Below are 13,758 nucleotides of genomic sequence, written 5' to 3' on the forward strand. Positions count from 1 at the left end.
AATGAAGAATGAAGAGTGAAGAATGAAGAATGAAGAATGAAGAGTGAAGAGTGAAGAGTGAAGAATTACCTTTTGTAGTTCTTCACTCTTTGTTCTTACTATAGGGTGAATGCTAAGGCAAATCCTAATATGATTACGCCCAATTTCTGATAGTTGAACTTATGACCCTCGGCTGTTTCAAAGAGGATAACCGAAGAGATATGTAAGAAAATCCCTATGACAATAGCACTCATCTGGGTGTGATAAGCTACCAACTGAGGGACAGTATTGGCTAAGAAAGCCCCTATAGGAGTCATCAAGGAGAACAGGAATAGGAAAATAATTGTTTTTTTGATACCTATGCCAGAATCCAAGAAGAAGATAGTCAGCACCATAGCGATAGGCAGGTGGTGGATAAAGATTCCATATACCATATTGCTATGTGCATGTAGGGGGAATCCTTCCAAAATGGAATGAATGCTTAAGCTAACAAAGAGTCCCCAAGGAAATTGTTTTCTGAGCCCCTTGGCAGGAGAATGGAAATGTCCATGCTCTGCCCCATGAGAGAAAAATTCCAAGACGATCTGAAGGAGGATTCCTATAATAATCCAAAGTCCTATATTCTTAATATCCTCATGAGAATGCTCTCCTTCCAATAGGCCATGGTACACCTCAGGAATAAGGGTGAAGACCGTCATGCCTAATAAAAAGGCACCACTGAAAGCCAAAAGCAGCTTGATACGATTTTTGTTATTGGGTTTGAGCCAAAGAACTATGCAAGTTCCTATGATGATAGAAAGAAAAGGGAGTAGGTAATTTCTCATTTTCAATAGCTTAAAAAAGCAATTCTTAGAAAGTGCAAAGATAATTCATTTGTAGCAAAAAAGAAACAAAAAAGCGGATAAAATTCAACTAAAAGTTGTATATTTGCAAGAAAAATCGTCATGTACAAAAGCATCATACGCCCTTTGTTATTCCTCTTTGATCCAGAGAAGGTACATCAGTTCACCTTCCGTTGGCTTAAGTTTGTCAATAAGATTCCTTTTGTTCCTGCTTTACTTCGAGCGCGTTATAGATTGAGAGACAAGCACTTGGAAAGGGAAGTTTTTGGAATAAAATTTCCTAATCCTGTAGGCTTAGCTGCTGGACTGGATAAGAATGCAGAGCTTTTTTCAGAACTTTCTTCTTTGGGATTTGGTTTTATAGAGATAGGTACTGTCACTCCCAAGCCCCAACCAGGGAATCCTCCTAAGCGTCTTTTTCGCTTGGTAGAAGATGAAGGAATCATCAACCGAATGGGGTTCAATAATGAAGGAGTAGAAGCAATAGTTGCTTGCTTAAAGAAGAATAAGAACGTGATTATAGGAGGGAATATAGGAAAGAACAAATGGACAGAGAATGACAAAGCGCATGAGGATTATCTGTATTGTTTTGAGCACTTAGCTCCCTATGTGGATTATTTTGTAGTAAATGTCAGTTCTCCTAATACGCCCAATCTTCGCTCTTTGCAAGAAAAAGAACCATTACAAAAACTCCTTACTCTCTTGCAGGAAGCCAATGGGAAACTTCCCAAATCCAAACCCATACTACTGAAGATAGCCCCCGACCTTACCGATGAACAGCTGATGGATATTATTGATATAGTGGAGCAGACACATATAGCAGGGGTGATTGCGACCAATACTACTATAACAAGAGAGGGACTTACTTCTGAAAAAAAGGCAGAGACAGGTGGACTCAGTGGAAGACCCCTCACCCAACGCTCTACAGAGGTCATCCGTTTTCTGGCAGAAAAGAGTCAGCACCGCTTTCCTATTATTGGGGTAGGAGGGATACACACTCCAGAAGATGCATTGGAAAAACTTCGTGCAGGAGCTTCTTTAGTGCAGATTTTTACAGGTTTTATCTATGAAGGACCTTCACTGATAAAACGGATTAATAAGGCAATAATAAAGAGAGTGAAGAGTGAAGAATGAAGAATGAAAAGCAATCTGTGCTGACAAATGGATAAAAGTTACATGAGAGAAGACGTGAGCCAGATAAATAAAAGAAGAGTGAAGAATTACAAAGAGGGTAATTCTTCACTCTTTATTTTACCTAAAAATCAGTGTTTGAAGTGGCGGATGCCGGTCATCACCATAGCTAATTGGTGTTCGTTGCAATAGTCTATACTTAGGTTGTCCTTGATAGAGCCACCGGGCTGTATAACAGACGTGATACCAGCCTTATGAGCAATCTCCACACAGTCAGGGAAGGGGAAGAAGGCATCGCTGGCCATGGCAGCCCCTTGTAGAGAGAAGTTGAATTCCTTAGCCTTTTCAATAGCCTGTTTCAGCGCATCTACACGGCTGGTTTGTCCAGTACCAGAGGCTAATAGCTGTTTGTTCTTGACAAGAACAATGGTATTGGACTTGGTATGTTTGCATATCTTAGAAGCAAAAAGCAAGTCCTCCAAGGCAAGCTCATCAGGTTGTTTTTCAGTTACAAAGGTAATATCCGCAAGAGTATCTGTCTTTAGATCTTTGTCTTGCCATAAGTAGCCATTCAGGCAAGAGCGCAAGGAGGTAGTAGGTAAGGAAGTTTCTTTCTGTTGTAAGAGGATGCGATTTTTCTTACTTTCTAATATAGTTAAAGCCTCAGGGGCATAACCTGGTGCAATGACCACCTCGCAGAACAAAGGGTTGATAGCCTCGGCAGTTTCCTTGTCGATAGGGCGATTGGCGATGAGGATGCCTCCGAAAGCCGACACAGGATCACAAGCAAGCGCCGTATTGTAGGCCTCCAAGAGTGTAGGGCGGGAAGCAATTCCGCAAGTGTTGTTGTGCTTGAGGATGGCAAAAGTAGGCGCCTGAAGAGCAAACTCATTCATGAGATTCACGGCAGCATCTACATCTAAGAGGTTGTTATAAGAGAGTTCCTTGCCATGGAGCTTGGTGAAGAGCGCTTCAAAGTCCCCAAAGAAGATACCCTTCTGGTGAGGGTTCTCTCCATAACGGAGTACTTGTGCTTTGTCTTCGCTTACTCTGAGCAGTTGGGCAGTATTGTCACTATTGAAGTAGTTGAATATAGCAGTGTCATACCTGGAAGAAGTACCAAAAGCACGGAGGGCGAAGGATTTTCTTTCAGAGAGAGAGGTTTCCCCATTGGCTTCTGTAAGGATTTGTAGCACTGCAGGGTATTCCTCCTTGGAGGATACACAGAGTGTGTCATTGAAGTTTTTCGCAGCAGCACGGATAAGAGAGATTCCTCCAATATCGATTTTTTCAATAATATCCTGCTGAGAAGCGCCACTGGCTACTGTTTGCTCAAAAGGATAGAGGTCAACTATCACTAAGTCAATCTGAGGAATCTGGTAAGAAGCCATCTGCTCTTGATCCGTAGGGTTATCCTGTCGGTTAAGGATGCCGCCAAAAATCTTAGGATGGAGTGTTTTGACCCTTCCCCCAAGGATAGAGGGATACTGAGTGATATCCTCGACAGGGATTACAGGCACTCCTAAGGATTTGATAAAGGATTCAGTACCTCCAGTAGAGTATAGGGTGATACCCAACTGATTCATTTTTCGGATGATAGGTTCCAGACCGTCTTTGCTAAATACAGAAACTAAAGCCGAATGAATGCGTTTTTTTTGTTCCATGGTGTGTTATAATAAATGATTGATAACAAGGTACAAAAATAAAGATTTTTTTGGAAAACGCCAAACCTTTTTTAATGATTAATGAACAATGAACAATGAATAATGAATAATGATTTTTTTGTTAAAAATCTTGTTTTATAAAAAAGAAAAACGTAATATAGCCCTTACTTTAAAATGATTATATGGAAACAGAATACTATACCCCAGAGGAGAGTAAGGAAATAGCCAAGCGATATAAAGATTTGCTTAGGGAGAGCTACCAAACACTGAGTGAGGAGGACAAACGCCTGATCCGCAAGGCGTTCGATGTGGCTGTAGATGCCCATAAGGAACAGCGACGCAAGAGTGGAGAGCCCTACATCTATCACCCAATAGCCGTGGCTAAGATAGTAGCCTATGATATAGGTTTGGATGCTGTCTCCATTGCTTCGGCATTGCTACACGATGTGGTGGAAGATACACCTATTACTATAGAAGAGATTGCTCAGCAGTTTGGAGATACCATTGCTAAAATAGTCAAAGGGCTTACCAAAATATCGGATCTGAGCCGAGATACCGATGTGTCCTTTCAGGCAGAGAACTTTAGGAAAATGCTCCTAACTCTCAATGATGACGTACGGGTGATCCTTATTAAGATAGCCGACCGCTTGCACAATATGCAGACCATGGATGCTATGCCTACCTATAAGCAGCAGAAGATAGCTTCCGAAACCCTCTTTATCTATGCCCCATTGGCACATCGTATAGGTCTATACAATATTAAGACCGAGCTGGAAGATCTGGGACTGAAGTATACCGAACCAGAGCAATATTACGCCATACTGAGCAGGATAGAAGAATCCAAAGAAGAGCAACTCCAATATATAAAAGAATTCTCCGATACGGTGAAAGCCGCCTTGGACAAGGAAAAGATAGACTACTATATCAAAGGACGACCTAAGTCCATCTATTCTATTTATAAGAAAATGACTTCCAAGAAGATACCCTTCGAGGAAGTGTATGACAAGTTTGCCATACGTATCATCTATAAGAGTACCGATGAGGAAGAAAAGTTCTTGGCATGGAAGATTTATTCCATCGTAACTGATTATTTTCGCCCCAACCCTACACGGCTTAGGGACTGGCTTTCCTCCCCTAAGAGTACTGGCTACGAAGCCCTACATATCACTGTGGTAGGCCCTAAGAACAGATGGGTAGAAGTACAAATACGAAGTGATCGTATGCATGAAATCGCCGAAAAGGGGTATGCTGCACACTTCAAGTACAAGCACGGACAGCAGAAGGAACGAGGTATAGAACAGTGGCTCAACAGGCTACAGGAAGTCTTGGAAGACAGTGAAGCCAACGCGGTAGAGTTTGTCCAAGAGTTTAAAATGAATCTCTATGCCGATGAGATCTTTGTTTTCACCCCCAATGGAGAGATAAAATCCTTGCCTAAGGGAGCTACTCCGCTAGATTTTGCTTTTTGTATCCACACTCAGGTAGGGATGCATACCCGAGGCGCTAAGGTCAATGGCAAGCTCGTCCCCCTGAACTATAAGCTTAGGAGTGGGGAACAGGTGGAGATCATTACAGCAGAGAATGCGGTGCCCAATGCCAACTGGTTGGACTATGCTACCACTACCAAAGCGATAGCTAAGATCAAGGGAGCCCTGAAAGAAAATCGCAAGAAAATAGCTGAAGAAGGTAAGGAAATCCTCCGCAGAAAGCTCAAACAGCTCAAAATAAATCTGGATGAGAAAGTAACCAATGATATGGTAACTTACTTCAAGGCTAAGACAAGCCAAGATATCTTTTATCAGATGGCTACAGGCGAGATCAATAACCAGATGCTTAAGAACTTTGTAGCCAGCCGAAGCACTACTTCAGCTTTCTTCAACTTCTTCCGTAAGAAGCCTACTACCTATGTAGCTCCAGAGAAAAAAGACCAATACGATATGATTGTCTTTGGGAAAGATGAGCAAGTACTGGATTATACTTTTTCCAAATGTTGTACCCCTATCCCAGGGGATGAGATCTTTGGCTATATAGCGGTGAATGGAGGTAGTATCAAGGTACATAAAAAGGATTGTCCCAATGCCCTTTCGATGTTCTCCAACTATGCTTATAGAATCACTCCCGCCAAGTGGGTAAAATCCACCGAACGTGAGTATGAAACTACAATTAAGATCATAGGGGTGGATAGAAAAGGATTGGCAGCCGAGATTACCAATCATATTACCCATAAGGGATTGGGAATGAACAATATACAGCTCATGAGTCAAGGAGGAATCTTTGAGGGAGAGATTACCCTTTTGGTATCGAATACCGAGGCGCTGAACTCGCTTTTGGATAGCCTAAGAAAGCTCAATGGAGTAGAGAAAGTGTTCAGAGAATAGTATAAAAAATTATAAAATATGGAACAAAAGATCAATGTACATTGGAGTTGGTTTACAAGAATTGTTACTATTTTAGTAAGTCTTGTTTTTGCAAGAATAATATGGGAGGAGTTTAAGGATTTTCAAGCAAATTCTCTTAATCGTGGAGTTTTGCTATATGTGATTTTCTTTATCCTCATTTCTGTAGTATTTGCGATCAATGCTCCTATTTCGGTAAGACTGACTCCGCAATATTTTGAACTAAGAAAGTTAGTTGGGAGAATAAGGATAGAGTATACAGCTATCACCCATGTAGTGCGGTACAAACCTTCTTTTTGGGATATGAGAGTTTTTGGTTCAGGAGGTTTTTTTGGTTATATAGGCTTCTTTCAAGGAAACGAGATAGGTCGCTATAGTGGTTTTTTTGCAGATACAAGCCAAGCCTTTTTGATACGAACTAAGCGAGGTAAGCTCTATGTATTCAGTACCGAGGCACCTGATAGGACTGTAGAGGAGTTGAAGAAGAGGATTCAATAAAAAAAGGGAGAGACTGATTAAAGTCTTTCCCTTTTTCTTTTATAAAATCACTTATTTGCTACGCTTAGCTGCTAAGATAATAGCGTTGTAAGCATTGAGTATTTTTCCAGACTTGCTAAGAGAGGAGAAAGGCATACGCTGAGCTTCTTGTTCTTCGCCGCGGCCACCTACAAGCACCTCTTTCACGGTAGGAGTAACACCCGATTCCATAAGTATTTGTTTTACTTCACGTGCTTTTAATTTAGGGAAGTAAGCACGGATAAGGGCTGCTACTCCAGCTACTTCAGGAGCTGCCATGGAAGTACCACTTAGGAACTTATATTTGTTTTCAGGCACTGTAGCATAGATTTCCACTCCAGGGGAAAATAAGTCTACATTATTCTTTCCATAGTTAGAGAAAGAAGCTACTAAGTTCTCATTGTATTCATAGTTAAGAGCCCCTACAGTAATCATAGTGTCGGTGAACTCTTTTCCACCAATATTATCATCAGGGAAAGTAAGCTGTACATCTACATTTTTGGTATCATTCCCCGCAGCATTTACGATAAGGACATCTTTTTGAGCTGCATATTTCAGTGCATCATATACCCACTCTTTGTGAGGAGAGAACTCCTTGCCGAAGGAAGTGTTGATTACCTTAGCTCCATTGTCAATAGCATAGCGCAAGGCGAGGGCTACATCCTTGTCATATTCATCACCATCAGGGACAGTACGTACAGGCATGATACGCACATGGTCAGCGACTCCATCTATACCTATATTATTATGGCGTACAGCGGCGATGATTCCCGCTACGTGAGTACCATGTAGAGCCCCCTCGGCAGTAGGACCTACTACATTGTTATTTCCATAGTACTTGTCGTTGATATCATCAGGATTGTCCTTAAGAATTGTCTTTCGAGGAGAGAAATCCTTATTGAGTCCATATTGTAGGCGTTCCTCAAAGTGCTTAATTCCGTCGGTGAGTTCTTCTAAAGTTTCTTTTACAGAAACGTCATTGCTAAGAAGATACTTCATACCACGGATAGCCCCTTGTAGTTGTTCGGAAGAAGTATTAATTTTCTCCAAATCCTCTAAGGTATATTCCTTTTTTCCTAAGTGCGCTTGGATAAGAGCATCACTCTGTGCAATTCTCTCTTTGATCTGGGAGTAGAAGTCTACTTTACCTTGTGCATCTTGGTATTCCTTATTATATTTATCCAAAGCCCTTTGATAGTCAGGGTTTTTGGTATCGCCACTCTTGAGGATACGTACATACTCAAGATTTTCTTGGTTGATTTCTCCTAAGAAATTCCAGCCATGTACATCGTCCACATAGCCATTTTTATCATCATCAATACCATTGTTAGGAATCTCTTTAGGGTTTGTCCAAATAATAGATTTAAGGTCTTCGTGGTTGATATCCACTCCAGAATCCACTACCCCTACGATTACCGTTTGAGCCTTTCTTCCCTTCAAGGCATTGTAAGCCTTTTCCAACGAGATACCAGGATACCCTGAGGTAAGCAAGTCACGGTGCGGCCAAGTCTTCAGATCATCTTTGTTCGGTTTTTCACTAATAGAAGGGATATTCTTACCTTCTAAAGTTTCCAATGGCAAGGAAGCTATCTTAGAAGTTCCCCCACAGGCTACCAAGAGCCCAGAGAATGCCATATAAAAAATAGGATTTTTACAAATCATTGTATGAAATATTTTAAATGCCGCAAATGTACAGTTTTTTTTTGAAACGAAGTTTAAAATCTTAAAAAAAAGATAAACAGAGACCTTTTTATAGTATTTTTGGGCGAAAAAAGTTATCTTTGCTTCGCTTAAAGAAAAGGTTATAAACCTATGGAAATCAATGAAATAGTAAAAGAAACACTTTCGTTTTTGCGAAGCGGGAAGGTCATTCTCTATCCCACAGATACTATATGGGGATTGGGTTGTGACCCCTATTCAAGAGAAGGAATACAACGTATACAGGCGATCAAGCAGCGGGATATCCGCAAGAGCTTTATCCTGCTGGTCTCCTCCTACCAGATGCTACAGCGCTATGTGGCAGTATCGCAAGAGACTCTTGCCTTTTTAGACAAGCAAGAGCGGCCAACCTCAGTGATTTATACTCAGGTATATGACTCTCATTTGCCAGAGGCTGCCGACCATTCTTTGGCCTTCAGGGTGGTAAAAGACCCTTTTTGTAAGGCACTAATAGATGCCTTCGACGCCCCACTTGTCTCCACCTCCGCCAATATAAGTGGAGAAGAGAGCCCTAAGAACTTTTCCCTGATAAGTGAGCAGATCAAGAAATCCGTGGATTATATAGTCCCTTACCGAAGGGAAGAACAGGGAGCAGGACAGCCTTCGCAACTACTAAAGATAGAAGATAATCAGGTTATTTTTCTTAGAAAATAAATATAGGAAAAAGTTTTGATAATTGGGGGAAAAGAAGTATATTTGCACCACCTATTAATAAATTATTTCCTATGAAAAGAGACCAACGAATTTTTGATCTCATCCAGCAAGAAAAAGAAAGACAACTCAGAGGGATAGAGCTTATTGCCTCAGAGAATTTTGTAAGCCCTGAGGTAATGGAAGCTGCTGGCTCCGTACTTACCAATAAGTATGCTGAAGGATACCCTGGAAAGCGCTACTATGGTGGATGCCAAATAGTAGATCAGGTGGAACAACTCGCCATAGATCGTGCTAAAGCCCTTTTTGGAGCGGAATATGTGAATGTACAACCTCACAGTGGGTCTCAGGCGAATGCTTCTGTATATGCAGCTTGTCTTTCTCCTGGGGAGAAGATCTTGGGATTTGACCTCTCTCATGGAGGGCACCTCACTCATGGTGCTTCTGTAAACTTCTCAGGAAAGCTCTTTCAGCCTGTTTTCTATGGGGTAGAGAAGGAGACAGGGCTCTTGAACTATGATAAAATAGCGGAGATAGCCCAGAAGGAAAAACCTAAAATGATTATAGCAGGGTATTCTGCTTATTCAAGAAATATTGATTTCAAGCGCTTTAGAGAGATAGCTGACAGTGTAGGAGCGTTTCTTATGGCCGATATAGCCCACCCTGCGGGACTTATTGCTAAGGGGTTGCTCAATGATCCAATTCCTTTCTGTCACTTCGTAACAACAACTACGCATAAGACTCTTCGCGGGCCAAGAGGAGGGATGATTATGATGGGCAAGGACTTCGAAAATCCATTTGGACTAAAAACACCTAAAGGGGAAATTCGTATGATGTCCTCTCTGATAGACCTATCCGTATTCCCCGGTAACCAAGGAGGTCCTTTGGAACACATCATTGCGGCTAAGGCAGTATCCTTCGGGGAAGCCCTCTCCGATGCCTTCTTGCTCTATGCAGTACAGGTACAGAAAAATGCTAAAAAATTAGCCCAGCTCTTAGTAGAAAAGAACTACAATATCGTATCTGGAGGTACCGATAATCACCTAATGCTTATAGACTTAAGAAACAAGAATATTAGCGGTAAGGAAGCTGAGGCAGCTCTTGTAAAAGCTGATATTACAGCCAATAAGAACATGGTACCTTTTGATGATAGAAGTCCTTTTGTAACCAGTGGTATTCGATTGGGTACGGCAGCTATCACCACACGAGGACTTAAAGAAGCCGATATGGAAGTGGTAGCAGGTTATATAGATGAGGTAATCAACCATGCTAATGATGAGAAACTGCTTGAGAGTATTGCTAAAAAAGTGAATGAATTCATGCATGGAAGACCACTTTTCAATGATTAATGAGCAATAATTAATGATAAATAATGAATGACAAGTGACTAATTATTAGTTGTTTTTCATTCATTATTTATCATTGAAAAAAAGTTTTTTTATTTAAAGAAAAATACGTACTTTTGCACTCGCAAAACAGCGATGTTTTTCTCGGGATGTAGCGCAGTTGGTAGCGTTCACGTATGGGGTGCGTGAGGTCGCTGGTTCGAGTCCAGTCATCCCGACTATTTTTTTAATCTACTTTTGGATGTTTCACAGATACATTAAGATAGCGCTGGCGGTGCTTATTTTTGCGTTTGCTATTTATCAATTTACCTTAGGAAATATTGGGAATGGGATATTTTTGATACTGCTTTCTCTTTTCCCTGTACTCTTCTATTTTAAAAATGAATTTTTATTATTGGCCTTCCTAAGACTTCGCAAACAGGATATAGCAGGGACAAAGAAATGGCTTGACTATATCAAAAATCCAGAAACAGCCCTTATTCCTAAGCAAAGAGGTTATTATAACTACCTCTATGGTATTGTCACTTCTCAGACTAATCTTACTCAAGCAGAAAAATATTTCAAAACAGCACTCAAGTATGGGCTTAATATGAGTTATGATGAGGCAATGGCAAAACTTAGTTTGGCTGGAATTTCTATGCAGAAAAGGCGTAAAAGAGAAGCTCAAGAGTACCTAACCCAAGCTAAGAAATTAGACAAACAAAACTTGCTAAAGGATCAGATCCGAATGATGCAAGAGCAACTCAAGAAAATATAAATATTTCTTCATATGAAAAACATTTCTATTACTTTCCTTTTTTTTCTATTTATATCACCTTTATTGAGCTTTGGACAAGCCTCATTCTCAGTGCAAAAAATAGGAAATAAAGGAAATTCTATTTTATTTATTCCTGGGCTTGCCTGTTCAGCAGAAGTATGGCAAGATACAGTTAAGGAATTTAGTCCCAATCATACTTGCTATCTTTTTACTATGGCAGGATTTGCAGGAACTGCTCCAGTAAAAAATCCAAGTTTGGATAATTGGGCAGAAGCAATTATTTCTTATGTCAAAAAGGAAAAAATCAAGAAACCTATTATTATTGGACATAGCTTGGGAGGTATGCTTGCTATGAAAATAGCCGCAAAAGAGCCTAAACTACTTCAGAAAATAGTAATAGTAGATGCACTACCAGCTCTTGCAGCTCTCTCCAATGTTGACTTTAAGGTGGATCCTAATAAGGATTGTACTCCTATAATTAAGGAATTTGTGGGTATGCCGAAAGAAAATTTCCAACAGGCACAGACATCATCAATGGTCTACTATACCGAAAGCAAAGATAGAATCCCTCAAATAATACAATGGAGCATGGATTCAGATAGAGAGACAATCGGGAAAATGGTTTGTGAATTATCTAATACAGATCTTAGAGAGGAGATACAACATATAGAAGTGCCTACATTAGTATTGTTAGAGTCTGTTTTTAGCTTCTCAAAGGATAAAATAGAGCAACAATATGCAAAGCTTCCTAAAAAGGAACTTAGATATGCGAACAAGGGATTGCACTTCATTATGTACGATGACTTTGATTGGTATATCAAGCAACTAAAAGAGTTTATCTCTAAATAATATGATTTTAATAAAAAAGCTGTCCGAAAAGGACAGCTTTTTTATTATAAATGCTGATCAAGGGTTGAATTAACTTGTTGATTTAAAACCTCCTCTTTAACACATACTCCGCTACGCCAACTCGCGGACTTCCTCCAAAGGAGGAGATGCGATGCAAAAGCGATAACATTCTGTTAATCAGAGATTATTATTTTTCAACCCTTGATTCATATTATAATGTATTTACTCCTTGAAATACTTGGACTTGGTAAGGATGAATAAGTTTTCATCATCAACACCTATAAGTTCATGCTCTATTTCTGCAGGAATATTGTAAGTATCCAAAGTCTTTAGTAGGATTTCTTGTCCATTGATCAAGAAGCGAATTTCCCCCTTTATAACCACTAAGAAAGCAGGTACATCGGTAGTGTGTTTCTTAAGGATAGCTCCTTTGCCCAACGCTACGGCAACTTGTTTGACACCTTCTCCATTTTTGATAACCGATACAGTTTGTTTGTCCGTACGATAGGAGAGCCTATCCATAAGGTTTTCTTTTTGCAAGGTTTTCACCTGTTGGTAAGTGCCACCATTGATTGCTTTTATATGGTGTTTTTCCAATAGTTTTCTAGCTGCTTCTGCACGTCTTCCAGCCCTGCAGAATAGGATAATATTGGACTTACCCTTGAACTGATCAAGTTCCTTTTCTATCTTGTCCACAGGGATATTGACAGCATTGAGGGCAGAGCCTTGGTCAAATTCCTTTTCTGAACGTACATCGACTAAGAAAGCATCTTTTTCATTGACCAATGTAGCCAAAGATTTTTCTTGAGCTTGTAGCGCCCCTCCCAAGAGAGAGAGCGCGGTGAAGGAGAGTATTTTTGTTATTTTCATCGGATAAAATTACTTATTTCTCAATTTCTTTTCCCAATTCCAGGCTGAGAGGAGTGCCTCCTCAAGAGTCTGTTTAGCCTTCCATTTCAATACTTCATTGACTTTATGGGTATCGGCATAGGCAGCCACTACATCTCCGGCACGGCGGCCTACAATTTTGTAAGGAAGTGCTTGCCCTGTGACCTTCTCAAAAGCCTTGATCACCTCGAGTACTGAGCTACCCTTACCTGTACCTACGTTGAACACTTCATAGTTACCCTGAATCTTTCCCTGAAGGATGTATTCGAGTGCCGCCAAGTGTGCCTCGGCCAAGTCTACTACATGGATATAGTCACGAATACAAGTTCCATCGGGGGTAGGGTAGTCATCACCATATACAGAAAGAGATTCCCTTAGGCCAATAGCTGTCTGGGTTATATAAGGGATGAGGTTTTGAGGTACTCCATTGGGTAGTTCTCCAATAAGGGCTGAAGCGTGAGCCCCAATAGGGTTGAAGTAGCGAAGGGATATTGCCTTGATATTTTTAGCTATAGCACAAGTATCACGGATAATCTCTTCATTGATCTGCTTGGTATTGCCGTAGGGACATTCCGCTTGTTTGAAAGGGGCATCTTCTGTGACAGGGAGCTTGTCCGCTTGGCCATATACAGTACAAGAAGAACTAAAGATAAAAGCAGTATTCTTTCTCTTCTGAAGCTCCTGAAGCAGGTAGATAAGTGATGCAATGTTATTTTCGTAGTATAATAGTGGTTTTTCTACACTTTCGCCTACCGCCTTAGAGGCAGCAAAGTGAATCACTCCATCTATATTGGGGTAACGAAGGAAGAAATCCTGTACTTTATCCTTTTCTCTGAGGTCTATTTGTTCAAAGATAGGAGCTTTTCCTGTGATTTTTGCTATTCTATCCTTAACTTCGATAGAGGCATTGGAGAGATTATCAATAATAATAACCTCATGCCCTGCTTGTTGTAGGGCTACTGTGGTGTGTGAGCCGATAAAGCCCAAACCACCAGTGACTAAAATGGTTGCCATATATTA

The 13,758-nt window shown here is 40.6% G+C and carries 12 protein-coding genes and 1 tRNA gene; 8 read left to right on the top strand and 5 right to left on the bottom strand.

Going from position 1 to position 13,758, the window contains the following annotated elements; translation table 11 throughout:
* Nucleotides 1-98 precede the first annotated feature (98 nt).
* A complete protein-coding gene (locus tag CGC50_RS13390; RefSeq protein WP_095911205.1) occupies nucleotides 99-803 on the bottom strand; it encodes a ZIP family metal transporter in 705 nt (234 codons plus the stop codon).
* 120 nt (nucleotides 804-923) lie between these two features.
* On the opposite strand from CGC50_RS13390, the gene CGC50_RS13395 reads away from it, so the two are divergent.
* Entirely contained in the window at nucleotides 924-1,955 is a 1,032-nt protein-coding gene (locus CGC50_RS13395) for a quinone-dependent dihydroorotate dehydrogenase (RefSeq protein ID WP_095911206.1), read from the top strand.
* Nucleotides 1,956-2,083: 128 nt separating this feature from the next.
* Here CGC50_RS13395 and purH read toward each other — a convergent pair whose 3' ends face one another.
* Nucleotides 2,084-3,616 carry a bifunctional phosphoribosylaminoimidazolecarboxamide formyltransferase/IMP cyclohydrolase gene (gene purH / locus CGC50_RS13400; RefSeq protein WP_095911207.1) on the bottom strand — a complete coding sequence of 511 codons (1,533 nt, stop codon included), beginning with the start codon at nucleotides 3,614-3,616 and terminating at the stop codon, nucleotides 2,084-2,086.
* A gap of 182 nt (nucleotides 3,617-3,798) precedes the next feature.
* Between purH and CGC50_RS13405 the strand changes: the two genes are divergently transcribed.
* Together CGC50_RS13405 and CGC50_RS13410 are read left to right on the top strand one after the other, a co-directional pair.
* Nucleotides 3,799-5,994 (top strand): RelA/SpoT family protein, encoded by a 2,196-nt coding sequence (locus tag CGC50_RS13405; protein ID WP_095911208.1) that lies wholly within the window; start codon nucleotides 3,799-3,801, stop codon nucleotides 5,992-5,994.
* An 18-nt stretch (nucleotides 5,995-6,012) separates the two neighbouring features.
* On the top strand, nucleotides 6,013-6,510 hold the full coding sequence (locus CGC50_RS13410; RefSeq protein WP_095911209.1) for a PH domain-containing protein: 498 nt from the start codon (nucleotides 6,013-6,015) through the stop codon (nucleotides 6,508-6,510).
* Nucleotides 6,511-6,561: 51 nt separating this feature from the next.
* On the opposite strand, the gene CGC50_RS13415 is transcribed toward CGC50_RS13410, so the two are convergent.
* Nucleotides 6,562-8,190, bottom strand: a complete 1,629-nt coding sequence (locus CGC50_RS13415; RefSeq protein ID WP_095911210.1) for a S8 family peptidase — start codon at nucleotides 8,188-8,190, stop codon at nucleotides 6,562-6,564.
* Nucleotides 8,191-8,340: 150 nt separating this feature from the next.
* Here CGC50_RS13415 and CGC50_RS13420 point away from each other — a divergent pair, with 150 nt between their 5' ends.
* From CGC50_RS13420 to CGC50_RS13440, 5 genes are all read left to right on the top strand, one after another.
* A complete protein-coding gene (locus tag CGC50_RS13420; protein ID WP_002665450.1) occupies nucleotides 8,341-8,901 on the top strand; it encodes an L-threonylcarbamoyladenylate synthase in 561 nt (186 codons plus the stop codon).
* A 71-nt stretch (nucleotides 8,902-8,972) separates the two neighbouring features.
* Nucleotides 8,973-10,247, top strand: a complete 1,275-nt coding sequence (glyA, locus tag CGC50_RS13425; protein WP_095911211.1) for a serine hydroxymethyltransferase — start codon at nucleotides 8,973-8,975, stop codon at nucleotides 10,245-10,247.
* Between the two features lie 142 nt (nucleotides 10,248-10,389).
* Nucleotides 10,390-10,462, top strand: a tRNA-Pro gene (locus CGC50_RS13430).
* Between the two features lie 23 nt (nucleotides 10,463-10,485).
* Nucleotides 10,486-11,001 (top strand): hypothetical protein, encoded by a 516-nt coding sequence (locus CGC50_RS13435; protein ID WP_095911212.1) that lies wholly within the window; start codon nucleotides 10,486-10,488, stop codon nucleotides 10,999-11,001.
* A 12-nt stretch (nucleotides 11,002-11,013) separates the two neighbouring features.
* Nucleotides 11,014-11,850 carry an alpha/beta fold hydrolase gene (locus CGC50_RS13440; protein ID WP_095911213.1) on the top strand — a complete coding sequence of 279 codons (837 nt, stop codon included), beginning with the start codon at nucleotides 11,014-11,016 and terminating at the stop codon, nucleotides 11,848-11,850.
* 222 nt (nucleotides 11,851-12,072) lie between these two features.
* Here CGC50_RS13440 and CGC50_RS13445 read toward each other — a convergent pair whose 3' ends face one another.
* Both CGC50_RS13445 and galE read right to left on the bottom strand, forming a co-directional pair.
* Entirely contained in the window at nucleotides 12,073-12,720 is a 648-nt protein-coding gene (locus CGC50_RS13445; protein WP_095911214.1) for a rhodanese-like domain-containing protein, read from the bottom strand.
* Between the two features lie 9 nt (nucleotides 12,721-12,729).
* Complete coding sequence (gene galE, locus CGC50_RS13450) at nucleotides 12,730-13,752, bottom strand: UDP-glucose 4-epimerase GalE (RefSeq protein WP_095911215.1); 1,023 nt, start codon at nucleotides 13,750-13,752, stop codon at nucleotides 12,730-12,732.
* Between the last annotated feature and the right edge of the window lie 6 nt (nucleotides 13,753-13,758).

The sequence above is a fragment of the Capnocytophaga gingivalis genome (assembly GCF_002302415.1).
Taxonomy (GTDB): domain Bacteria; phylum Bacteroidota; class Bacteroidia; order Flavobacteriales; family Flavobacteriaceae; genus Capnocytophaga; species Capnocytophaga gingivalis.

Bases quoted from the DNA above. Each gene is read 5' to 3' on its own strand.
- CGC50_RS13445 (WP_095911214.1), bottom strand. From the start codon at position 12,720: ATGAAAATAACAAAAATACTCTCCTTCACCGCGCTCTCTCTCTTGGGA.
- CGC50_RS13420 (WP_002665450.1), top strand. From the start codon at position 8,341: ATGGAAATCAATGAAATAGTAAAAGAAACACTTTCGTTTTTGCGAAGC.
- CGC50_RS13395 (WP_095911206.1), top strand. From the start codon at position 924: ATGTACAAAAGCATCATACGCCCTTTGTTATTCCTCTTTGATCCAGAG.
- CGC50_RS13415 (WP_095911210.1), bottom strand. From the start codon at position 8,190: ATGATTTGTAAAAATCCTATTTTTTATATGGCATTCTCTGGGCTCTTG.
- CGC50_RS13410 (WP_095911209.1), top strand. From the start codon at position 6,013: ATGGAACAAAAGATCAATGTACATTGGAGTTGGTTTACAAGAATTGTT.
- CGC50_RS13390 (WP_095911205.1), bottom strand. From the start codon at position 803: ATGAGAAATTACCTACTCCCTTTTCTTTCTATCATCATAGGAACTTGC.
- CGC50_RS13440 (WP_095911213.1), top strand. From the start codon at position 11,014: ATGAAAAACATTTCTATTACTTTCCTTTTTTTTCTATTTATATCACCT.
- glyA (WP_095911211.1), top strand. From the start codon at position 8,973: ATGAAAAGAGACCAACGAATTTTTGATCTCATCCAGCAAGAAAAAGAA.
- CGC50_RS13435 (WP_095911212.1), top strand. From the start codon at position 10,486: ATGTTTCACAGATACATTAAGATAGCGCTGGCGGTGCTTATTTTTGCG.
- galE (WP_095911215.1), bottom strand. From the start codon at position 13,752: ATGGCAACCATTTTAGTCACTGGTGGTTTGGGCTTTATCGGCTCACAC.
- CGC50_RS13405 (WP_095911208.1), top strand. From the start codon at position 3,799: ATGGAAACAGAATACTATACCCCAGAGGAGAGTAAGGAAATAGCCAAG.
- purH (WP_095911207.1), bottom strand. From the start codon at position 3,616: ATGGAACAAAAAAAACGCATTCATTCGGCTTTAGTTTCTGTATTTAGC.